Genomic DNA, 23,186 nt, shown 5'->3' on the forward strand with positions numbered 1-23,186 from the left:
ACTTGCATTAAATAATGTCTAATAGCTCAACTTCAAAGATCAAAGTGCTGTGAGGAGGAATTGAACCACCCGCGCCTTGCTCACCGTATGCTAGGTGTGAAGGTACGAATAGTTTCAGCTTTGTACCAACAGGCATTAGTTGTAGTGCTTCAGTCCAACCTGCGATAACGCCTGAAACTGGAAATTCAGCTGGTTGATCACGTAGTACAGAGCTATCGAATACTTCACCGTTAATGAAAGTACCGTGGTAGTGAGTACGAACAGTGGAATCAAGAGTTGGCTTTTCACCTTCACCTTGCTTTAGTACTTCGTACTGAAGACCAGAATCAGTAACAGTAACTTCTTCACGCTTAGCGTTGTCATCTAGGAACGCTTTACCTTCAGCCATTGCTGCTTCAGACGCTTTTTCTTGAGCGGCTTGCATGCGCTTGTTGATTTCGTTGAATGCGGCTTCTAGATCTTCTTGAGATACTGCACTTGGCTCGCCCTTGAAAGAAGTCGCTAAACCAGCTTGAACCGCTGAAATATCTAGACCTTCAAATGGGTTAGAAGCAAGTTGTTGACCCATTTGTAAGCCAATGCCGTAGCTTACACGCTGTTCAATAGTGCTGTATGTATCAGACATAATGTTTCACTCATTGTTAATCGATAAAAAATTGCGATGAATAGTAGCATATTTTATGGCTAAGGGCGTAATTCAAGCTGAAATTGTCGTTTTGATAGATTTTGTATTTTTTCAGTTTGAATTTTGAGATTAAACTTCATTCACATACCCTGTGCTCTATAGAGTGTATTTGATAAGTTTAAGTTCCGACTAATCTATGGGAACCGATTATATGCTAGACGTATCAACCTCTGAACAGTTGAATAAACTTGTAAGTCAACCCACGTCTAAAAACTCCAACAAATCTTGGCCAACTGTTTATGCACATGGTGCTGGTTCGACTGCGCGTAATAAGGTAAATGAACATCAACTACATTCTTTAAAGAATACAGCAGAAGCGACGGTAGACGAACTGCTTGATATTATGCAGAGCTAGTTTAGGTTGGTTATTTGCTAAATATTTTTTTCACTTTTTTCATTGCAGTTTGGTTGGTAGCCACCATTCACAGGCAGTTTGTGCCACATCCAAAGTCCAAGCTTTTTTCATGGGATATCTTTTTCTTGATACCTACATGGACTTTTTTTAGTCCAAATCCAGGAACCAAAGATCAGAGTTTGGTATACCATCAACAAGATAGTCAAGACACTTGGCACACTGTCATTCAAACACCCAATAACCCTTGGTGGACTTTTTTATTTAATCTGTCCCGTCCTGAAATGTGTTTACACATTTAGGACTTATTATGACAAACCCAGATCCTACCTATATAAAACGTACACAACGTGATTATTCATTAGGCTTTAAATTGCAGGTTGTTGCAGCTGTTGAAAAAGGTGATATGACCTATAAGCAAGCTCAAAAAATCTATGGTATCCAAGGTCGCTCAACAGTACTTACATGGTTGAGAAAACACGGTAAGCTAGATTGGTGTCAACCACCGAAAATAACCATGTCTAAATCACCTAAAGCCAAAGAAACACCAGCTCAAAAGATTAAGCGCTTAGAGCGAGAGTTGAAGGATGAAAAGTTACGTAACCTATTACTTAATGAAGTCGTCGATATTATTGATGCTGAACATGGTATAGGGTTGCGAAAAAAGCTTATAGCCAAGGAGCAAGAAACCTTCAGGTACAAAAGCAAGTAAGTTTAAGCAAGGCTTGTAAGCTTCTTGGCATGACGAGGCAATCAATTTATCAAAGGGAATATAGAGATAAAAAACGGGCTATCATGTTAGCTCCAGTAAAAAATATGGTGCTAGCGTTACGGCGATTTATGCCACGATTAGGCGGTAGGAAACTGTACTATCTTCTGAAGCCTCAACTTATGGAGGAAGGCATAAAGCTCGGGCGAGATGGCCTATTCGACTATCTGAGGGAAGAACACCTGCTAATTCAACCCAAGCGTAGTTATAGGAAAACGACTAACAGTAAGCATTGGATGAAAAAGCATCCGAATTTGTTAAAGGATTACACGCCACAAAGAGCTGAAGAAGTCTTGGTAAGTGATATCACTTATGTGGAAAGTGATGATGGTGTGCATTATCTCTCGCTTGTCACTGACGCTTATAGTCGAAAAATAATGGGCTATGAATTAAGTGATGGAATGAAAGCGACAGACGTGGTTAAAGCGCTAGATATGGCTGTTAGCCATAGGTGTTATAGACGTAACGCAATTCATCACTCAGACAGAGGGTTACAATATTGCTCTGCTATTTATCAGAATAAACTTAAGCAAAATAATATAGTACCCTCAATGACTGATGGTTATGACTGCTATCAAAATGCACTCGCAGAGAGGGTGAATGGTATACTGAAGCAGGAGTTCCTTGTATATCAATGTAAAAATATTGATGAATTAAAGTTGCTCATCGATGAATCAATAGCGATATACAACGATATGAGACCGCATTTAAGTTTAGAGATGAAAACACCGAACCAAGTGCATAAAAAAATCCAAGAGCAAATGCTCTTGGATTTACATTAAAACCGTCAACGTATTTTAGGACGAGACAATCCCAATAAATTAGAAACAAAAGCCTTACAAGATCTGTCGCAACTCTTCATTGAACATTCTAATGACCAAGAAGCCACTAGTGATTCTCTATTAGGGTCGTACCCTTATTTAACTTTATTGAACGTAACGACAACCAAAGCTAAGGTTCAGCAATCTGACGATAAAATCCAATTTGCTGTTATCGCGACGAATGGATTTTTTAAAAAACACGATGTCCATTTACTCGCTTTATCTCAGTGGCATCACTTGCGTTAAATGCTGATTCTGACTCACCTCAATGTTATAACAAGTTCCAGCTTTTTAGCTGGATTAGCGTCCTTAGTGATATCGATAGAAACCTTGGTGAATCGAAAGTTGTTTGAAAGTGGGAATATACTGGATTGGCGAACAACTCGGCTTTCTGCTCCAAATTGGGCGTTACCCATTTTTGATCTTTTGTTTGAATACTCTTGGAGCAATAATTTAGTTACAGAGCTGAAAGCTATCGTGTCTTTGCTGCTAATTTATCAAGCCTGCTGCTCTCAAGTCTCTGTGTGGACCTTGGGTTTGTTGTTTTCATTACATCAATTCACCAATAGTCGTATGCCTATCGGTCGTGATGGTGCGATACAGATGACTTCTATCGTACTGTTTGGCTTGATACTAATAACTTGGCCTCATAATTCGTATTTGAATCATCTTGGGTTACTTTTTATCGCCACCCAAATTACCCTAGCGTATACCGCTTCTGGTTGGGCTAAGTGGGTTTCTCCAATTTGGAGAAATGAAAATGTTCTCGCCAGCATTTCTAACACCAAAAGTTTTGGCAAACCTTGGGTTGCTCAGTTCTTTTATCGACATCCCACGTTTGCTCGATTGTCGTCATTAGCTGTAATGATATGGCAAGCCAGTTTTCCGATTGTGATTTTTTCCTCAACCAAGGTGCTCGTTCTTTATCTTGTTATTGGGTTTTGTTTTCATTTAAGTATTGCGATTGCTATGGGCTTAAATACCTTTTTATATAGCTTTACTGCCTGCTACCCTATTCTTATTATTGCTATTACTGAATTACATAGAGTTGCTCCATGGCTACAAGTGATCAATTGGAAATAATATACGATGGTGACTGCCCGTTTTGCCGAAATATCGTGCTTAAACGAGATTTAGAATCTAATGGATTTCAAGTAACAATGGTCAATGCCAGAGACTTATCCAACCAGCAACTGACCGATTATCAAAATGCTGGGTATGATCTTAATGATGGCATGTTAGTCAAATATCAAAATAAGCAGTACTACGGACATGACGCTCTGATGTTGCTACTAAAGTTGTCACGTCATAAAGGATTAGCTGTTCGGGTATTCGAGTTTATTTACCTTAAAATGAATCAATACTGGTTTTACCGAATGCTAGTGAAAATCAGATTATGGTTCGTACCTCCACTTAAGTAACATCCTTTTTTAAACAATAATTCATTTTTATTTTTTTATGTTCAGCGTTAGGTTTCTGAGTCTTATAGTCAAAACCTGTGATAATTAATGTCGTTAGAATTTTTACCGTCTACGTTGCCATTCTCACCCGAAGTCATAGGGGAAAAGCCTCCAACGACGCCGATACCTGATAATCCACAAATACTACATGACTTCGCTGTTAAGGTAGAGTCAGATGAAGCGGAAACTGTTACTACTCCTTTATCAGCCTCTACTCATCAATTTCACTCTCAACCAACAGAGAGACATACACAAGAGTCAGCCTCTATCGAACGCAACAGTGATGGACAAATAACTGACCACCATTTGCATCATCGATTAGAAGTTCCTCCTGAAGAAATGAGAGAAAAGTACGGTTGTACACACATTCCTCGTGTGCTGCACATCAAAGAGCTATTAACTTTACCCACTAATCTTGGTCGATGGCCCGTCGTTTTAATGGATCAAGATGATACTCTTTTTAGCCATAATCAAAGCAGCTTACCTTTTGACCAAGCAAATTTTAAATTTATTCCACTCGAAGGCCAATCCGTCAAAACCGTTACTCGTATATTTACAAAATTAAAAGAACAATATCCTGGGATCAGTATTTGGGGACTAACGAATGGCTACGGAGATGGGGTTGGTGATCGCAATATTTATACACGAATGAGGCAAGCAGGAATCAACCCTAAACTTTTTCAAGAATTTTTATGCCGAACCAAACACAATGAAACGCTAACTAAAGGTGAACGATTCAAAAAAGTGATTAAAGAATGGCAAGGCAAGCAAGGGAAAGCAACTTATGTCGTTGCTGTTGATGATCTAGTGGGTAATTTAATCGAAATAGCTAAAGCCTGCCAAGAGCTTCGCATTCCATGTATTACCGTACACATGCTAGGCAGTTATACAAAGCAAATGCTCAAATTTGCCCATGAACGCGGGTACAGAGATTTAGCAAGTTTTTATAAAGCCCATCCCAAGCATAAAACCATGTTAGATGAGTATTGTTGGACTGTACTTGAAAAACATGCGAAGGGCGTATTTAAAGAAGGTGATATTGTTAGAGAGCCTAAGTATGTTGTTTAAAAACAATAAAGCCCTCAACTGAGGGCTTTAACATAAGCAAATAGTATATAGGGCTAACTATTTAAATCTTGAAAAAACTTTTTCACCCCATCAAAAAAGCCTTCGGCTTTCGGGCTGTGTTTTTTCTTTGCTTTAGTATCACCGCAAAGTGACTCTTCAAATTCACGCAGTAATTCTTTTTGACGTTCATTCAAGTTCACAGGCGTTTCCATGACGACTTTACACAGTAAATCACCTACCGCGTGGCTACGAACCGACTTAACACCTTTGCCACGCATACGGAACATACGGCCTGTTTGCGTTTCAGCAGGAATTTTTAGGTTCACTTTGCCGTCAAGCGTAGGCACTTCAATCTCGCCACCTAATGCCGCTTTGCTGAATGAAATTGGTACTTCACAGTACAAATTGTTGCCATCACGCACAAATATGTTATGTTCACGAACACTCACTTGAACGTACAAATCACCTGCAGGTGCACCAAATTCTCCAGCTTCACCTTCACCGCTTAAGCGAATACGGTCACCGTTATCAACGCCTGCTGGGATTTTAACGGATAGCGTCTTAGTTTTCTCAATTCGACCTTCGCCACGACACTTGTTACAAGGATCTTTAATCACCTTGCCACGACCATGACAGGTTGGACACTCTTGATTAACGGCAAAGAACCCCTGACGCATCTGAACTTGACCAGCACCATTACAAGTACCACAAGTTGAAGACGACGAACCTTTTTTCGCACCGCTACCGTCACAAGTGTCACAACCGACTAAGGTTGGCACACGGATCTCTTTGGTTAGACCTTTAACGGCTTCTTCAAGCGATAACTCAAGGTTATAGCGTAAGTCAGCACCACGAGCAGCACGACGCTGACCACCGCCACCACGACCACCAAAGATATCACCAAACATATCGCCAAAGATGTCACCGAAATCGGCACCACCACCGCCACCAAAGCCACCGCCTTGGTTCGGGTCTACACCTGCGTGACCAAATTGATCATAAGCGGCTTTTTTATTGCTGTCGGTTAAGATCTCGTAAGCTTCTTTCGCTTCTTTAAAGTTCTTTTCAGCAACTTCATCACCCGGATTACGGTCAGGGTGATACTTCATCGCTAGGCGCTTATACGCCTTTTTAATTTCCCGCTCGCTGGCATCACGGCCAACACCCAGTACTTCGTAATAATCTCTTTTAGACATAATTACTCTTTATAACCTAGAAAAAGCAGTTAGAAACGTTCATAAGCGTAGAAAAAATTGCTAATGGCAAGGCTTGGATTGCAACAAGTAGTGGTTTCTACTTGTAAAATCCATAACGCAGCCAGTGGGAATTTTAGCCAGCTTATGGGCGTTTAGCATTCACCGTATTAGTGAGTTAGCCCTCTGCTTTTCTATTTCAAATTTATGCAGTTATGTCACATTAATGCGCTTAACTGCTTTTTTTAGGTTTAACGATAAAACGGGCGTACTGGTTTCCCAGAACGCCCGTTGAAATTTTCTAGTTATTCGAAGCGTTCAACAAATTACTTCTTGTCGTCTTTCACTTCTTCGAATTCAGCGTCAACAACGTCATCTGCCGCTGCATCTTTAGCTTGCTCAGCACCGCCAGCTTGTTGCTGTGCACCTTGCTCTGCTTGAGCTTTAGCTTGAGCGATTTCCATAAGCTTAGCAGAAGCTTCCATTAGCTTTTGAGTTGATGCATCAATGGCTTCTTTATCGTTGCCTTTAGTTGCTTCTTCAACTTCTTTCATTGCAGCTTCGATTTTCTCTTTCTCGTCTGCTGGAAGTTGCTCGCCCGCTTCTTCGATTTGTTTCTTAGTTGCGTGAACCATGCCATCAGCTTGGTTACGAGCCGTTACTAGCTCTTCGAATTTCTTATCTTCGTCTGCGTGTGCTTCAGCGTCACGTACCATTTGCTCTACTTCATCGTCGCTTAGACCAGAAGAAGCTTTAATGGTGATGTTCTGTGCTTTACCTGTCTTTTTATCAGTAGCAGATACGTGCAAGATACCGTCAGCATCAATGTCGAATGCAACTTCAATTTGTGGCATACCACGTGGTGCTGGCTCGATACCTTCTAGGTTAAATTGACCTAGAGATTTGTTGGCACTTGCTTGCTTACGCTCCCCCTGAAGAACGTGAATGGTCACTGCCGCTTGGTTATCGTCTGCAGTTGAGAACACTTGTTGAGCCTTAGTTGGGATCGTAGTGTTTTTCTCAATCAGCTTAGTCATCACGCTACCCATAGTCTCGATACCTAGAGACAATGGAGTCACGTCTAGTAGTAGTACGTCTTTAACGTCACCGCCTAGTACACCACCTTGAATTGCTGCACCAGAAGCAACAGCTTCATCTGGGTTCACGTCTTTACGTGGCTCTTTACCGAAGAAGTCAGTTACGGCTTCTTGTACTTTCGGCATACGAGTTTGACCACCAACTAAGATTACTTCGTTGATGTCAGATACTGATAAGTCAGCATCAGAAAGCGCTACTTTTAGAGGCTCAAGTGAACGTTGAATTAAGTCTTCAACTAGAGATTCTAGTTTCGCACGCGTTACTTTAACTACTAAGTGCTTAGGACCAGTCGCATCAGCTGTGATGTAAGGTAGGTTCACTTCAGTTTGAGTCGTGCTAGAAAGTTCGATCTTCGCTTTTTCTGCCGCTTCTTTTAGACGCTGCATTGCTAGCGGATCGTTACGTAGGTCAAGACCTTGCTCTTTCTTGAACTCGTCTGCTAAGTAGTTGATCAAACGGTTATCAAAGTCTTCACCACCTAAGTGAGTGTCACCGTTAGTTGCTAATACTTCAAACGTTTGGTCGCCATCGTGGTTGTCGATTTCAATGATAGAGATATCGAAGGTACCACCACCTAAGTCGTATACGGCAACGATGTTGTCGCCTTCTTTCTTGTCGATACCGTAAGCAAGTGCAGCTGCTGTTGGCTCGTTGATGATACGCTTAACTTCTAGACCCGCAATACGACCCGCGTCTTTAGTTGCTTGACGCTGTGAATCGTTGAAGTAGGCAGGAACGGTAATAACCGCTTCTGTTACTTCTTCACCTAGGAAGTCTTCTGCAGTCTTCTTCATCTTTTTCAAGATTTCAGCAGAAACTTGTGGTGGCGCCATTTTGTTGCCTTTGGCTTCAACCCATGCGTCACCATTGTCAGCTTCGATGATGCTGAATGGCATAATGTCTACGTCACGTTGAACTTCATCATCTTTAAAACGACGACCGATCAAACGCTTGATCGCAAAGAAAGTGTTTTTAGGGTTAGTTACCGCCTGACGCTTTGCAGGTTGACCTACTAACGTTTCGTCATCTGTATAAGCGATAATCGATGGGGTGGTACGATCGCCCTCGGCATTCTCAATAACACGTGTCTTGTCACCATCTAGTACAGCAACACAAGAGTTGGTTGTGCCCAAATCGATACCAATAATCTTACCCATGGGGTCCTCCAAAAAATCTTTACGAAGTAATTCTGTTTCTATTCCTTGATATGGGGTCTTAATCTCGCTTTTCAAGCCTAGTTGATAATTTTTTAGACTTAACGAATTAGCCTTCCATATCTTCTTAGTACCCTATATTGGGATGCCCTTATGGATTACAAGGGTAAAAATGAAAATAATTGAAGAATTTTTTTATGGTTGAGTACAAAACGATCGAGGCATATCAATATTGCTCAAAATGAAGTTCATAAAAAATAGCTCTGATTAAAAAATCAGAGCTATCGATTAATCAACCTAAAGTGGATTACCAACTAAGGTTAGTAAGAAATGGCCCCCACTCTTGCTTACGTTTGTCTTGAGCTGAAGCCGATGCTGGTAACTCAGGAGCAACGGTAACTGACTGTCCATGTGCATTAAATTGCAAAACAAAACCTTCCTTACCATTAGCCAGTGTTTTCAACTTCTTGCCAACCCATTCCCATCTTTGGTCATTATTTGTTGTACAGGCTTGAGTTTTGACTTGGTTGTTTGGCATCACAGTTAAACAACGATCAGGTGCTACTCGTGAACGATAGCGCATTTTATCATCCAACCCCCAAGTTTGATCTATCCAATCATTATTACAACTGTATGTAATCACTGAGGTACCTACTGCTGGATTGTTTCCAGGAACGGCTAAGCACTGATTATTATGCCCTTCTGCTTTTAAATAAACATTAGGCTCAGGTTCAAAAGCAGGGTGATCCCAGTTTACCGTCACAACATTTCTTCTATTAAATGTTGTATGTTGCGTTGCCATGATATTTCTTGAGCAGAAAAAAACACAGCCAGTGATGCTTCGAGTCGCATATTTTCGAGCAATCTTAAGGGTCGTATTTAACTCAAAGTTACTCGTGCCTCTTTTATGAGGTTCCGCTCGATAAATATAATCAAAATTAGGTTTAAAGTTTGCGTATGCTACTGGTGAAATCCGATTTCTGCTTGCATCAATAATATGATCTGCATCGCCCCATCCAGAGGTCGTAGTACAACCTCCCCCGTGACTTCCTTTCAAAAGAGCACATTCGTGTTCATTGCGCTCATAGACGAATCTACCGGTTAATCCATTTGAAGCTTGCTTAACGCGATATTCACTCTGCAGGTACTTAATCGTACGGCTGGCATTAATTGAAAAACCAACATTAGCACCTGCACCAACTTTAGGGCCTCCGTCGCTCACTTCTGCGCTAGCACTCACTCCACCACCGATCGTGAAGCCACTTGTTTCACTATATTCTGTGGTAAGTGCAGTATTATCAGGATAGGTATTATGGAGTGACATATTCGAGGTGTTGGTCAATGGGTGTACAGATTGCTCAAATGATCCAATAATGGGAGATAAGCGATGCTTTCTATCCATATTATTAGGCCAATGGCTATTGATTGATACTGCGTTACTGAGATGAATACCTGCGCCAGTACCATCTTGTTTATTAACGGTTACTCTAAAAAACTTGGCGTTATCAGTATCTTGACTCCCCGTAGAACGTAACATTCTAAGTGTCATTGTCACATCAATCTTTGAGCGATTACTGCTGCACTCATCGACACGACCATGAAACCTATCCCACGAGTCGTGATTAAGATACTGAGGACCAGCACAAGATAAATTCTCTGAAATTCGTAGCTTTCTAGAAACACCAAAACGATATGGTTGTCTCCCTGCAGATGATGCGACAGCTTTTTGAGCGATTAGAGCGTCTGAGCTAGCGCTTAACTCAGTTTGAACTCCTGATGAAGCCTGTCCAATAGCCTCCATAATATTTTGATTCAAAAGATCAAAATCTACTGAGTGGTAGTTACTTTCATCATAATCCACCTGATTATTAATCGCATGGGTATAGAGCTCACCATCTTGCTCATAAACAAGTGTGATAGGCGCTACAACGCCGATGCCTAATAATGTTGACAACTTCTGACTGGCATTATTTTTATCATCAACTTCTGTTGCATCTAGTAATACTAAATTTCCCAGCTTAACCTCGGAAAAAATTTTCTCTCTTTCAGAAACTAAGTCTGCATTGTCAATATTTACATAATACACCCCAGCCAAGTGCTCTTGAGGCAATTGAAGGTATGTTTGAGCAAATACGGATGGGGCTTGTTTCGCCATGATTGGCATGGCAGTACTGGCAGAAAGTAACGCCGCACAAAGTAGCGCTTTTTTTGTATTGATACTAAAAACCGGTTTCATTAACTATGTTCCTTTATAGTTTGAAATCTAATTGGATTTAGAAGTGCTTCCCAATACTCCTTAGGGTGATCACGACTAAATCGACCCTGTTAAACAAAACTTAAATTTCACTTAACGGAACGAAACGTACCACTTTGCATAGAGTTTTTACTACAACTTTATTAGATAAAAAACTCTAAAAAAACACTATACCAGCATAAAATAAAGTAAGATAAAAACGGTAAACCAATGTTTTAATTAAGCAATAATAGGCACAAAAAAATAGAAATCACAAGGTGACACCAATCATAAATTCAGTAGGAAATCTGGAGTTACTTTAAAAGATGAGAGCAAATGACTGTTGAAAGTCTTGAAGAAAATAGACCTCAGGCATGCTCACCTAAGGTCTAACAGTATTCTATTTAAAAGAACGCGTATTTAGCTAAAAATAGTGCTGCAATAATTGCGATTCCAAGATTCAACTCTTTCGCTCGACCACATAAGATTTTAATCAAAACGTAAGAAATAAAGCCCAATGCAATACCTGTTGCGATTGAAAAACTTAATGGCATCAAAATACAAACAACGACAACGGGAGCAGCTTCAGTTAAATCTTCCCACTCAACATGCGTCAAGCCCGCCATCATTAGCATTGCCACATAAAATAATGCACCAGCTGTTGCAAAGGCAGGAACCATTCCCGCAAGTGGTGCAAAGAACATCGCCAGTAAAAAAAGAACCCCAACAACAACTGCCGTTAAACCAGTACGCCCACCAGCGCTCACACCTGCTGTACTTTCTATGTAGCTCGTTGTTGTGGATGTCCCCAAAGCAGAACCTGCAATAGTAGCAACACTATCCGCCATCAGTGCACGGCTTAAACGGGGCAATTTACCTTGATCATCCAATAAGCCACCACGTTGTGATACTGCAACCAAAGTACCAGAAGTATCAAATAGGTCGACAAATAAGAAAGCAAACACCACCGAAATCATGCCCACTTCGAATACACCAGCGAGATCCATTTGCATAAAAGTAGGCAACAGACTTGGCGGCATTGAAACAATTCCCTGATATTTGACTTCACCCGCCATCAATCCAATCAAAGTAATAGTGAGAATACTTAAAAATACAGCTGAATTAAGACCACGTTGTACTAAGGCAACAATAAGGAAAAAACCAAGTGCAGCCATAACAGCTGGAAATGCCGTAATGTCACCTAAAGTCACTAACGTTTGAGGGCTAGCAACAACGATCCCCGCGCTTTTTAAACCGATTAACGCAAGAAAAATACCGATACCAGCTGTAATCCCCAATCTCAGTCCCATTGGAATAGAGTTAATGATCATTTCTCGTACTTTGAACAGTGACAAGAGTAGAAAACATATACCAGATAAAAACACTGCGGCTAGAGCCGTTTGCCAAGAGTGCCCCATTTCTCCGACTACGGTATATGTGAAAAAAGCATTCAAGCCCATGCCTGGTGCTAGTGCAATTGGATAATTCGCATAAAGCCCCATGATCAAACAGCCAATCGCAGCGGCAATACATGTCGCTACAAAAACAGCGCCATGATCCATACCCGCATCAGCTAAAATACTGGGGTTAAGAAAAATGATATAAGCCATGGTTAAGAAAGTCGTTACACCTGCAATAACTTCCCTTTTTACATTGGTATGATGTTCTTTGAGTTTGAACAGCTTCTCAAACATGATGATAAAACCTAGGGATTGAAAAAATAACCCCACGAATTATACCGACATTGATCACACACAAACAGCTTTATGTGAGCGATTTAACAGTTTTGTATTTAGAATAAACAGCCCTACCATTAACAAGTTCTCGGATATAAAAACCACCTGCATTAACAGCAAATGAATGCAAATTAATTAGACTTCAATAACTTATTGGATATAAAAATAAAGCTCCCCAAAAAAATCCAGATAAGGTACAGAGGTTCAAATGGCATCACTATCTGCTGTCACAGAAACGCCACGCTTGGCTCCATCGAACGAATCCCCCAAAGCTATTGAAGCTAACTTTAACCCTAAAGCGAAAGAAACTTATGAAACTCTCAAGGAAAATTGGTTAGATGAAGCTGAGTTTGTGCGCCTATTAGAGCAAGCCCATAAAGAAGGAAACTTTCCTTTCAGTTATGACACATTTAAAAACTTCCCTGCAGATCACCAAATGCAACTTCATAGCGATTTTCCAACTTTTAAGTTGGCTCTAGAACAAGTGATAGGGTGCGACTGCGTTCAATATCCAAGATGTAACAAGCCAACGCTTCTTCCTGAGCAACAACAAGATGCATTACTTTGGTATTCACATATTGATGCTAAAGCAGTGTCATCAATGGTCGCCTTATTTAATGATCAGCAGAAATCACTTATCAATGCGCCAGAATTACAAGTTCAGATAAACCAGATTGGCGAAATTGCAAAATCTTTGCCTCAAACTCACCAAGCCAGTGAATTACACTCCCTCCCAGTCAGTAGTGCAAATGGAACTGATGAGGTTTCAGACACATTTAGTAGTCTCAACCTCACAGCGAAACAAAATATTAAGTTAGTCATCCCCAAATTATCTGAAGGCGCAAATAATTACATTGGAACATACTTAGAGCTGTTCAGGTATCGAGAAAATGATGACGATAAGGCAGTGGAGAAACAACCTATTGCTCCGCCTGAATATCAAGATAAAGCAAACTTTCTTGCCCTAGTCTCTAGACTCAATCAAATGAGCTCAACAGATCCAGATTTTGCCATTTTGCAAAAGATTGTTTGCACATCTGTCCAAAAGCTGCCTACTGTCCTAGATTTTCAGAGCAGACCTGACAAACAAGAACTACACATGTACTTTGTAGAACTTAAGGCACTTGTTGACACAGTAGCACAGAGATAGGCGGGCAAAAAAAAACCTGCTCATATTGAGCAGGCAAAGACATCTTGCAAGCGGCCTCTTTGAGGAAGTAACTCTACAAAGGATAGAGTTAAACTTGGCGACATCAGAAAAAAGACTTTGTTCCGACACCGCTACTTGAATCTGTTAAAAGTCCAAATGGACTACAAGGGTTGATGGTAACTGATTCGATATAGAATCTAGGGTCAGTTAGCCCTTAAAACTTTAAAGTAAATAACCCGCCGCGCAGGGCTTCAGCATTAAACCAAGTGTTTTGCCAATATAGGGTTTCGTTACCTTGATACATAATTGTACTCCTAACAAAGTTGTTAAATTTCGATGCTCAATAAAAGCTTGGCTCGATTCCGTGGAACTACATCAATTCTCAATCCGTGGAGACAAACAACTTGTTACTCAGATCCTTGGAGTCAGGTATCCATCCTGGATAAAACATTCGGTAGGAATGAATTCTCTTGCCTAACCGATGATTTGAATTATACACACCTGTAATTTAATTACAACTATTTCTTGTTTTTTTCTTCCACCAATCGGTTTCAGCCTCAAAAAATGAATAAACACCGCATCAATCACACTAAGATCCTAAAAAAAGACAATTAAAGCGTTGCAAAATTACATAATCAACATTTTCTTTATGGCAAAAAAAAAGCCCACTCAATAGAGCAGGCGAAGACATCATGCAAACGGGATAAGGAAGGCTTATAATTTGTGCAACTCAAATGCAGAGAATGAACCACACCATAAGCTTTCCTAAAAAATGTTACCTAGACAATTAGGTAATAAAAACTATCAATAAGACTCCCACCTCATTAATGGCTCAATTATACATACAGGTAATTTTATTACAACAATAAATATGATTTTTCATATAAACACCGCGCAATAAGTAATAAAATTACAAATACATGTATAAGTGTCTAAATATCGATACAGCCACATGCAAATTTACTTAGCCTATATCGCTTCAGTTTGACGTAGTAAAATTGTGACTATTGGGAATATCCAACATTTGGCGTACTATTGAGGCATCGTTTTCTATAATAGGATTTCTTGTGACTGCATTAAATCAACTCTACCCTCAACCTCTCTGGCAATGGTTTGAAACCATTTGTTCAATTCCACACCCATCCAAACATGAACAAGCACTCAGTGCTCATATTCAAGCTTGGGCAAAAGAGAAAGGGTTAGACTTTATTGAAGATAAAGTTGGTAACTTAATTATTAAAAAACCAGCCACTGCTGGAATGGAAGGTCGTAAAGTTGTTTGTATTCAAGCCCACCTTGATATGGTGCCACAAAAAAACAACGACAAAGTCCACGATTTTGAAACAGATCCAATCGAAGCCTATGTTGATGGCGATTGGGTTACGGCTAATGGCACAACGCTAGGTGCTGATAATGGCATTGGTATGTCTTCAGCATTGGCTATTCTAGGTTCGACGGATATTAAACACGGTCCTTTAGAAGTCTTACTGACGATTGATGAAGAAGCCGGAATGACAGGTGCATTTGGTTTAGAAGCTGGTGTTCTTGAAGCTGATATTCTGATCAATACCGACTCAGAGCAAGAAGGCGAAATTTACATGGGCTGTGCTGGCGGCGTTGATGCCGAAATCACGGTTCCAATGGCATGGGAAGCGGCTGAGCCAAGTCAAAAACCCTATAAACTAGCCATTTCAGGTTTAAAAGGCGGCCACTCTGGTGTGAATATTCACATGGGACGTGGCAACGCGAATAAGCTGTTAGCACGCTTTTTAGCTGGTCATGCAGAAGAACTTGCACTGGAGCTTGCTAACTTCACCGGCGGCTCACTGCGTAACGCCATTCCGCGTGAAGCAGAAATCACCTTTACAATTCCAGAAGAAAAAGTAGCACGTTTACAAGAGCTCACCGCTTTCTTCCAAGAGTTAGTCAGAGCGGAACTGGCCATTGCCGATCCAGACTTTACCTTCACGCTTTCTGAAACCGAAACGCCAAAGCAAGTGATGGCAGAAGAAAGTCAAGATGACTTCATCGCTCTACTTAACACCTGCCCTAACGGTGTAGAAAGAATGAGTGATGACGTTGCAGGCGTGGTTGAAACTTCACTTAACGTAGGTGTGATTTCAACTGAAACCGAACATGTAAGCATCCTATGTTTAATCCGCTCTCTCATTGACTCAGGACGCAGCCAAGTTGAAGGTAACTTAACCTCTTTAGCTCAGCTGGCTGGTGCAGAAGTTGAGTTTAGCGGGGCTTATCCAGGTTGGAAGCCTGATAACAGCTCAGAAGTTATGGCGTTGGTGAATGAAACTTACCATGACATTTACAAAAAAGAGCCTGATATCATGGTGATCCACGCTGGTCTTGAATGTGGTCTATTTAAAAAGCCATACCCAGATATGGATATGGTTTCGATTGGCCCAACGATTCGTTATCCACATGGCCCTGATGAAAAAGTACTGATTGAAACAGTAGGTCAATATTGGGAGCTATTATTAGCGGTTCTTGAGCGAATTCCTACTAAAGCTTAATTTGTTATCGGACTGATTGAGACAGCTTTACGTTAATAATGTTAAGTTGTCTCTTTCTCTAAGGCTTCACCTTTTTCAGCTTTTTGCTCAGTTAATTTAACTTCAAGACACGCTGAGCAGATATCTTTATCTGTCCCCTTGGGGTTATAGAAATGAGCAACACTCGTTTGTTCAGTATCTTGCAACATTGTCTCTGTTTGATAATCGATATGGAAAATGGTTTTTCCACAATTTGGTTGTTGTGGATTTTGACAAAAATCACATACTGCCCCGCTTGTCCAATGACCTACATCACTTCTATAAAAATATATAGGTGCAATGTAATGCATTGGTACTAGATAATATTTTTCATTACCCAAAGTAAGCACTGGTTTTCCACTAAACGCATTGTGAAGCGATCCAGATTTAGTTAGATCAAAAAGAGCAGCAGTTGCTCGCCCCGTTTTCTTTCCTTTGAAATAATATGCAAAACAAAACCAAGCGAGACGAAGTCCATTCATATCCGATAATTTTTCTGCCAGTTCAGGGTTAAGCACCAAAACATATTTGTGTAAGCTATCTTGCGTCACTTTCGCTTCAGTTAAGGCTTGGATAACATTACTCTGAGTCGCTATCCAACGCATTTCACTAGAACTGACATTTTCATCGTCCAATATTTCTTTAAACCAACAGTTAAAAGCATTGTAGAATCCTCTATATACTAGTGGCCTATTGTTACAAAGCTCTAATAGTAAATCGGGCTTTAACTCAAAAAGTTGAATTAAAAGAAACAAGGCATCTAAGGAAATCGTATTTTCTGGGTAGAGCTTAAAAAACACCCATATATCTGTGTGCCCATTAAAAGCCATCATTGCTTCGGAGAGCTTTATTTTACGATTACAAGCTTGAACCACTAATTTGGTATCGAGTACAGTTAACGGTTCAGTGAATAGCTCTAAATCCGCTTTCGCAATGTCTAACAATCCATCAGGCAAATTCATAATGGACTCTTGTGCTTCAAGCTTGTTATCCCAGTAATCCAGCATACTTTCTAACTCAGGAATCACGTCAAACACTTGATAACGACTTAATCCAATTTGTTGCCAGTTTCCACCTAATTTTTCAGATAAAAATTGTAGCCAAGGTCGTGTTGCTATTTCAGTCATAGGCCTATCTTTTGGGACTAGGTTTAAAACCGCTACGGCTTTTTGATAAGAAGTCCTCGCCCATATTTTTGCTCCATCCGAATGGGGTTGAGCCTGATAACTTAAAGCTTGATCTGCAGTTAATGGCATGTACCAATTTGTTCTGCTTTGAGCGTGAAGCTCTACCACAGCGACAAGAGAGTTAAGTAAATTTCTCGATAGCTCAAACGTATCTGTGGCTGCTTCAAGTGTTGAAACCGGTACAACTTGAACGCGAAGTGTACGACTTAATCCTGTATCGGGCTTGTATCGATAAGCCTCTACCCCTGCCATAAATACAATTGTCGATAATGCTCCACCATTTCTATGCTTTTTAAATATTTCAGCAGCGGTCATTTCGGGTTTCCACTGGTCTCTTGTCTGCTGATGCTTGCTAAATAGCGCCTTATAATGTTGAGGAGAAACACTAAAATCGACAAACTCCCCTAACTCCAATGCCTTACAGACAGAAATAAAATCACCATCATCTTGAAAAGAACATAACCACTCCACCAGCTCATAAGGTTGTCGATAAGGTATTAATTCTGAGGTATAGCATAAATAAGCTTTAGAACCAGAAATCACCAGCTGACTAAGGGGATGATCTTGTTTCCAGTGTGTAACCAATGCCTTTACAAGATCGAAACGCGCTTCATCCGACGTTAACGAATGCAAATCGATCTGTTTATGGAGTTCACATCTAACGCCATTAACCTCAATTTCTGATGGTTCTGCACTATTTGTCTCCTCGCTAAGTAATTGTAACGGCTCCGCCTCAGGAACAATTTCTGTGTATTTTTCCGATAACTCACTAATAAAACGGGCTTTTGCTTCAGCACTTTTTAGTGCCTTAATTAATGGATCAATATCATATAAGGTGTCATTCAATGCTTGAGTAAAGCTGTCACAGCCATATAGGGTCAGTTCAGTCCACAGTTCTTTCGCTTTCTCATTGTTTTCAATTGCATTTGGTGGTTGATTGGCTTGAGGCTGTTTAGTGCTTAAAAACAATAACCCCACTATGACGCCTATTGATAAATATCCCCAGCGTTTCATTTGGTGTTCATGTATTTTTCGAACGTCAGCGACTGAAATTACCAGTGCCATTTCTTTTGAATGTCTAGCACAAGTTAAGAATGCCGCTTGTAGACTTGGCTCTGAATCCAATAACTTCAACAGTTGCTCTTTTTTATCAATTAAAGGTGCCGTGACAGTACGAGTTATCTCCGCCCCTAAAAGCCTTTTTCTAGCTTTAAACTCAGGGGGAACATTTACATGAGTTGGAGGGCTGGGTTGATGATTGTGAAACAGTTCCTCTTGTTCATCACTCTCTTTTTTCTGTAATTCAAATTCATTGTACTGCTGACTATCACAGGCTTTCCCTTCCTCATTTGAAGGAAACTGCGGTAGTAAATCAGAACTTGAAACGGCTTCCGGTGATGCAGACATAACTCCCCCTCGTAACAGTGGTTGAAGTTAATTTAACCGCATCATAGTATAAGAACACTTAATGGCGACTTGACCTCTGGTGAATTATTGGTCAAAAACAGAATAAGGATGTTGATAATGGTTTCTCCAATATATGCCGCACTTCTTACTTTGCTGCTGATCACATTGGCATTCAAGGTAATTTCACTTAGAAGAAAGCACCGAATTAGCATTGGTAATGGAGGGAATCAAGATCTTGCTGCAGCCCGTGCAGCAATGAGCAACGCTAGCGAATACATTCCTATTTTTTTAATTCTGTTATTCAGCTTTGAATATCTTTCTCAGTCTCCTCTGTTTACGCATTTAATTGGTAGCATATTCATCATTGGTCGATGTATGCATGCATTTGCGATTTCAAATCATACGCTTCAAGCTCGATTTTGGGGAATGATTTTGACTTTTAGTTGTTTAGTCGTATTAGCCGTTGCAGCATTCTTTTTGGTCTTCATCAACCGATAACAACACCGCTAAATAAGAGAAACTAGCCCCTGTGGATCATCAGATTGAGTGGATTTATCACGTTCACGAATGATTTTCTGGTCCTTATCGTATTGCAATACTTTAATAAAATCACTGCGATAGTTTTTCGTTGATATGCCTTTAAACCCCTGCTTTTTTTGAAAGCTTGGCTCTAACCAAACTTTACTGCCTTGCCATAACTTAACTTCTCTAGAGCCATCTATATTTTTTTCACATTTTGCCGCCAGCGAATTTATACCATCAATACTCAGATAAATATTTACGGTTGACGATACCACCTTCGGGTATCTTTGATTTTTTGCCAATTCAAGTAACATTTCAGATAAGAAAGGGTTGTTACCTTTCATCATATCCACGGCTTGCTGGCAGCAGTGGAAATACAATGTTATAGGCGTATTTTCAGGTAGACGAAGTTGCTCAAAAAGATGTAAGAAGTTTGCCGAAAAACTTTGGCCAGAGCTACCCAAAGGCGTAGGACCATGTCCAATTACATGAATAATACATTCTTTTTCATCAGTCATGGGGGTCAACTTTATAAAATCAAACTCTAATAAATGGCTTCTCCTATTCATTTCAAGCGTTATAAAATTTGCACTTGGTATACACCTCAGTGATTCACGACATTTTTGTAAATAACAAGGGTCATCTTTCAAAGTAACAACAGTAACATTTGCAGATAGAGTAGGTGGAGATAGCAGTGTTAAAATTCCAACTTCTGAAATAAAAAATCGAATAAGTTCTTTTTCATTAGAACTAAAAACCTTTTTTAATAACAAGTTGGCTTGTTGTCGGTTTCTAGCGAATAACTGCCTACAGGTTATTAGATCTGCTTCAGCCTGCTGACTTCCATTAAGCGTAAGCTCCTGTTTTAATGTTCTAAACCTCTCCTTTATTGTGGTAAATTGCTCCAAAGATACTGAATGGTATAGCTCAGGGGCACCGTTTTGCTCGATAAACTCTATTGAACAGCCAGCCTCAAACATCTGTATCAACTGTTCTTCATCGGCGTCTTGCATAAACTCGAAAAACACATCGTTCTCAGCTTTTGCAACCTTTTGCTTAACAATATTTTTCCATACTGCACTTCTAATGCTTTTATCTTTGTGCCAAACAAAGCCATAACTGGCAAATTCAAGTAAAATATCATGAGCACCATGCTGAGCAACCAGCATCATTGCTGAACGACGATCAGCCGCGCAATGAGTTGGATCTGCATGGTGTCTAAGTAAATACGAGATAATCGCTTGTTGTCGATGCTTGCAGGCAAAATATAAGGCAGTATGCCCCTCTGAATCGATACCATTAATATCTGATTTATCTAGAAGTAACTTCAAGTTATCAAGGGATAAATATCCACTAGCAATGGCTTCATTCAATACCCTTTGATTAAAACCTCTACACTCTTCGACAGTTTTAAGTGCATTAATAAGGGAAATGACGTGATTCTCCCATTTCAATTTAAGTAAAGAAATGAAAAAAGGTATGTCCGACTCTTTTACTAAAACACTTTCTTTTTTTGCAATAACTCGATAGCAAATAACAACTCATCTTTGGCTTTTATTTGTAGACATAAATAACAAAGGTCTCTAAGAAGATTGCACTGACTAATTAATACAATGAGCTGGTAAGTCAGTGATGATTGCTCTTCTTTAACCATAACTTCAAAATAGCGAAAACATAGCTGAACGCCTTCTTGCGTAGCTAACGTCATACAGCCACATGCTAGAGCTTGCTTAAATGGAAGCTTGAGTGATGAGACATTCACAAGTCTGGGACAATCTTGTTCAATGCTCCCTAATACATCGAAACGTCCATATTCAGCTAATAGTTGAACTATCGTTTTCCCTTGAAAGTACGGTATATCTCCACCATGACATTGTACAAGTTCAATCAATCTTTCTTTATCTAGAATCGTAAATTGAGAGACGATAGCAACCTTACTTTCATCGGCTTTATAGCGATAGCCATGACTGGAGGCTTTTGGAGGTAATCGAGAGTGAGTTTTCGTTTGAACTTGAAAAGGGTTGTGTCTCAACCTTTTTTCAGCCCCAAGAGAGTGCAGTGTGGCAATCATTGTGCCCCTGCGCATTTCATACGCATAGTCTAAAGGCGTTTTTCCATCATTATCTCGTGCATTAATGTCCACATGGTTTTCTTTCAATAAATGTAAATTATTACTCTCCCCTTCAAGGACACATAGATGAAAAAAGTTTTGCCCTTTTTCATTACAAATATTTGGGTTAGTTTTTAAAAATCCAGTAAGCTTTTTTTCATCTCCGTTGATTCGACGCACAGCAAATTGACCGGTCAAACCCTTCCAAATATGGGGTGGAGAAGTCTTTTGCGTCGCACTGGCAGTATCGTACCACTGTTCAGGGTAAACTCTTTGATATGCGGCCTTAGCTGCATAACTGTAACCGTCTGCACTCATAAATAAAGCTTGATATTGATAAAGTAGCTTCACTTTAGATGATGTTATGTCGAAATAAACAAGGATGAATCAAGATTAATCAGAGAAGTAAACGGTATTTAAGCCACTGTAAAGTTAAAAGCAAGCACTATTTTCAGACTTGAGAGTTTTACCTTTTATCAATTAAACAAGACAATAGCTTCAAACAATCCTGCTCCGACATATATTTGGGGACGGGATATAAATTATGGGCCTCTTTAAGGGCAAGCTCGCATATTCTTTGTAGATCAGATTGTTTTAGTTCCTTTACGACAGTTGGGATGTTCAATGTGCTACTTAGATCTTTCACAGCGTGAATGAAAGCCTGAGCTAGCTCTTGCTGGTTATCTCCATCAATACCTATTGCAATCGCTAGCTTTGATAACCGCTCTTCACACGTATCAGCATAAAATTCCAAAATATAAGGCAAAACTATAGCATTGGCTAAGCCATGAGGCACATGGTAGAGAGCCCCCAACTGATGTGCGATGGCATGTACATATCCAACTATGGCTTTATTAAAAGCTAACCCAGCGTAAGAACTCGCGTTAGCCATGGCTTGCCGTGCTTGAATTTCACTTCCGTTTTGATATGCGATGGGTAAATTTTTGAAAATCAACTTAATGGCAGTGATTGCGTAATCATCGGTTTCCTTGTCGGCATGAGTCGACAAATAAGCTTCAATGGCATGAGTTAACGCGTCCATTCCTGTAGCCGCAGTGATTGGCGAAGGGAGACCCAACATAAGATCTGCATCTAATGCCGCCGCCATAGGAACAAGCGCTGGTGAAACCGCAGGCTTTTTTAAACCGTTACTCATGGTGACCACTGAAGTCATGGTGACTTCAGAGCCTGTACCTGCGGTTGTTGGCACGACAAATAAAGGAAGGTTTCGCCGCCAAACCTTTAATACACCTGTAATTTGGCTCACTCGCTTGATTGTTCCAGATAAAATAGCGACAATCTTTGCGGCATCAATCACAGAGCCACCACCTAATGCAAGAACCACTTCGGCTTTGGATTGGCTCGCCAAAATGACCATTTGATCGATTAAACGCTCAGACGGATCAGGCTCTACCTCATCATAAACAATGACATCACACCCTTGATTTAATAATTGCTCTTCAACAGATTTGACAATGCCAAGCTTTGATAAGGTTTTGTCAGATACCAAAAAGACTCTTCGCCCTTGAGAGTTTGCCACTAACTCAAGTAGCGTTGATGTAGAGCCTGCACCTGAAAGCAATAATGGTTTCGGTATAGGCAAAATGTTCATCAACACTTTTATGCCCAGCATTAGGCTTTGGTAATAGTTTTTCTGAATAACGTTCATCGTAGCCTTCCTTTGGCACTGATTTT

General features: G+C 40.2%; 17 protein-coding genes. 8 read left to right on the plus strand and 9 right to left on the minus strand.

Annotated elements, in window-relative coordinates; genetic code table 11:
• Window positions 1-7: 7 nt before the first annotated feature.
• Window positions 8-625 carry a BamJ family beta-barrel-assembly machinery protein gene (bamJ, locus tag E2H97_RS14420; protein WP_133407779.1) on the minus strand — a complete coding sequence of 206 codons (618 nt, stop codon included), beginning with the start codon at window positions 623-625 and terminating at the stop codon, window positions 8-10.
• A 211-nt stretch (window positions 626-836) separates the two neighbouring features.
• On the opposite strand from bamJ, the gene E2H97_RS14425 reads away from it, so the two are divergent.
• From E2H97_RS14425 to E2H97_RS14445, 5 genes are all read left to right on the plus strand, one after another.
• Window positions 837-1,040 (plus strand): hypothetical protein, encoded by a 204-nt coding sequence (locus E2H97_RS14425; RefSeq protein ID WP_133407780.1) that lies wholly within the window; start codon window positions 837-839, stop codon window positions 1,038-1,040.
• Between the two features lie 307 nt (window positions 1,041-1,347).
• Window positions 1,348-2,588 (plus strand): IS3 family transposase gene (locus tag E2H97_RS14430; RefSeq protein WP_133405459.1). Its coding sequence is split into 2 segments (ribosomal slippage): window positions 1,348-1,708 and window positions 1,708-2,588, totalling 1,242 coding nucleotides; the frame shifts between segments, so codons are not numbered across the junction.
• 285 nt (window positions 2,589-2,873) lie between these two features.
• Window positions 2,874-3,710, plus strand: coding sequence for a hypothetical protein (locus E2H97_RS14435; protein WP_170308316.1), 837 nt, complete (start codon window positions 2,874-2,876; stop codon window positions 3,708-3,710).
• Complete coding sequence (locus tag E2H97_RS14440) at window positions 3,683-4,048, plus strand: DCC1-like thiol-disulfide oxidoreductase family protein (RefSeq protein WP_133407782.1); 366 nt, start codon at window positions 3,683-3,685, stop codon at window positions 4,046-4,048. The genes E2H97_RS14435 and E2H97_RS14440 overlap by 28 nt, the downstream gene beginning before the upstream one ends.
• Before the next feature lie 87 nt (window positions 4,049-4,135).
• Window positions 4,136-5,155 carry a hypothetical protein gene (locus E2H97_RS14445; RefSeq protein WP_133407783.1) on the plus strand — a complete coding sequence of 340 codons (1,020 nt, stop codon included), beginning with the start codon at window positions 4,136-4,138 and terminating at the stop codon, window positions 5,153-5,155.
• A 53-nt stretch (window positions 5,156-5,208) separates the two neighbouring features.
• Here the strand turns inward: E2H97_RS14445 and dnaJ are convergent, their stop codons facing one another.
• From dnaJ to E2H97_RS14465, 4 genes are all read right to left on the minus strand, one after another.
• Entirely contained in the window at window positions 5,209-6,351 is a 1,143-nt protein-coding gene (dnaJ, locus tag E2H97_RS14450; protein WP_133407784.1) for a molecular chaperone DnaJ, read from the minus strand.
• A gap of 323 nt (window positions 6,352-6,674) precedes the next feature.
• Window positions 6,675-8,603: a molecular chaperone DnaK gene (gene dnaK, locus E2H97_RS14455; protein WP_133407785.1), complete on the minus strand. Its 1,929-nt coding sequence runs from the start codon at window positions 8,601-8,603 to the stop codon at window positions 6,675-6,677.
• A gap of 304 nt (window positions 8,604-8,907) precedes the next feature.
• Window positions 8,908-10,836, minus strand: a complete 1,929-nt coding sequence (locus E2H97_RS14460) for a leukocidin family pore-forming toxin (RefSeq protein WP_133407786.1) — start codon at window positions 10,834-10,836, stop codon at window positions 8,908-8,910.
• Window positions 10,837-11,237: 401 nt separating this feature from the next.
• Window positions 11,238-12,527 carry an NCS2 family permease gene (locus E2H97_RS14465; protein ID WP_133407787.1) on the minus strand — a complete coding sequence of 430 codons (1,290 nt, stop codon included), beginning with the start codon at window positions 12,525-12,527 and terminating at the stop codon, window positions 11,238-11,240.
• 250 nt (window positions 12,528-12,777) lie between these two features.
• On the opposite strand from E2H97_RS14465, the gene E2H97_RS14470 reads away from it, so the two are divergent.
• Together E2H97_RS14470 and E2H97_RS14475 are read left to right on the plus strand one after the other, a co-directional pair.
• Complete coding sequence (locus E2H97_RS14470) at window positions 12,778-13,719, plus strand: hypothetical protein (RefSeq protein ID WP_133407788.1); 942 nt, start codon at window positions 12,778-12,780, stop codon at window positions 13,717-13,719.
• Between the two features lie 1,067 nt (window positions 13,720-14,786).
• The gene (locus tag E2H97_RS14475) at window positions 14,787-16,247 is read left to right on the plus strand and encodes an aminoacyl-histidine dipeptidase (protein ID WP_133407789.1); all 1,461 of its coding nucleotides are present in this window, start codon (window positions 14,787-14,789) and stop codon (window positions 16,245-16,247) included.
• Window positions 16,248-16,288: 41 nt separating this feature from the next.
• Here E2H97_RS14475 and E2H97_RS14480 read toward each other — a convergent pair whose 3' ends face one another.
• Window positions 16,289-18,859, minus strand: coding sequence for a hypothetical protein (locus E2H97_RS14480; protein ID WP_133407790.1), 2,571 nt, complete (start codon window positions 18,857-18,859; stop codon window positions 16,289-16,291).
• A 117-nt stretch (window positions 18,860-18,976) separates the two neighbouring features.
• Here E2H97_RS14480 and E2H97_RS14485 point away from each other — a divergent pair, with 117 nt between their 5' ends.
• On the plus strand, window positions 18,977-19,357 hold the full coding sequence (locus E2H97_RS14485; RefSeq protein WP_170308317.1) for an MAPEG family protein: 381 nt from the start codon (window positions 18,977-18,979) through the stop codon (window positions 19,355-19,357).
• A gap of 8 nt (window positions 19,358-19,365) precedes the next feature.
• On the opposite strand, the gene E2H97_RS14490 is transcribed toward E2H97_RS14485, so the two are convergent.
• From E2H97_RS14490 to E2H97_RS14500, 3 genes are all read right to left on the minus strand, one after another.
• On the minus strand, window positions 19,366-20,835 hold the full coding sequence (locus tag E2H97_RS14490) for an ankyrin repeat domain-containing protein (RefSeq protein WP_425466793.1): 1,470 nt from the start codon (window positions 20,833-20,835) through the stop codon (window positions 19,366-19,368).
• 41 nt (window positions 20,836-20,876) lie between these two features.
• Window positions 20,877-21,842: an ankyrin repeat domain-containing protein gene (locus E2H97_RS14495; RefSeq protein WP_170308319.1), complete on the minus strand. Its 966-nt coding sequence runs from the start codon at window positions 21,840-21,842 to the stop codon at window positions 20,877-20,879.
• A gap of 115 nt (window positions 21,843-21,957) precedes the next feature.
• The gene (locus tag E2H97_RS14500; protein ID WP_133407794.1) at window positions 21,958-23,160 is read right to left on the minus strand and encodes an iron-containing alcohol dehydrogenase; all 1,203 of its coding nucleotides are present in this window, start codon (window positions 23,158-23,160) and stop codon (window positions 21,958-21,960) included.
• Window positions 23,161-23,186 lie beyond the last annotated feature (26 nt).

The sequence above is a fragment of the Parashewanella tropica genome, assembly GCF_004358445.1.
Lineage (GTDB): Bacteria > Pseudomonadota > Gammaproteobacteria > Enterobacterales > Shewanellaceae > Parashewanella > Parashewanella tropica.

Excerpts from the sequence above, each read along its gene's own strand:
- E2H97_RS14470 (WP_133407788.1), top strand. The coding sequence starts at position 12,778 with ATGGCATCACTATCTGCTGTCACAGAAACGCCACGCTTGGCTCCATCG.
- E2H97_RS14445 (WP_133407783.1), top strand. The coding sequence starts at position 4,136 with ATGTCGTTAGAATTTTTACCGTCTACGTTGCCATTCTCACCCGAAGTC.
- E2H97_RS14440 (WP_133407782.1), top strand. The coding sequence starts at position 3,683 with ATGGCTACAAGTGATCAATTGGAAATAATATACGATGGTGACTGCCCG.
- bamJ (WP_133407779.1), bottom strand. The coding sequence starts at position 625 with ATGTCTGATACATACAGCACTATTGAACAGCGTGTAAGCTACGGCATT.
- E2H97_RS14485 (WP_170308317.1), top strand. The coding sequence starts at position 18,977 with ATGGTTTCTCCAATATATGCCGCACTTCTTACTTTGCTGCTGATCACA.
- E2H97_RS14480 (WP_133407790.1), bottom strand. The coding sequence starts at position 18,859 with ATGTCTGCATCACCGGAAGCCGTTTCAAGTTCTGATTTACTACCGCAG.
- dnaJ (WP_133407784.1), bottom strand. The coding sequence starts at position 6,351 with ATGTCTAAAAGAGATTATTACGAAGTACTGGGTGTTGGCCGTGATGCC.
- E2H97_RS14425 (WP_133407780.1), top strand. The coding sequence starts at position 837 with ATGCTAGACGTATCAACCTCTGAACAGTTGAATAAACTTGTAAGTCAA.
- dnaK (WP_133407785.1), bottom strand. The coding sequence starts at position 8,603 with ATGGGTAAGATTATTGGTATCGATTTGGGCACAACCAACTCTTGTGTT.
- E2H97_RS14465 (WP_133407787.1), bottom strand. The coding sequence starts at position 12,527 with ATGTTTGAGAAGCTGTTCAAACTCAAAGAACATCATACCAATGTAAAA.
- E2H97_RS14460 (WP_133407786.1), bottom strand. The coding sequence starts at position 10,836 with ATGAAACCGGTTTTTAGTATCAATACAAAAAAAGCGCTACTTTGTGCG.
- E2H97_RS14435 (WP_170308316.1), top strand. The coding sequence starts at position 2,874 with ATGCTGATTCTGACTCACCTCAATGTTATAACAAGTTCCAGCTTTTTA.
- E2H97_RS14500 (WP_133407794.1), bottom strand. The coding sequence starts at position 23,160 with ATGAACGTTATTCAGAAAAACTATTACCAAAGCCTAATGCTGGGCATA.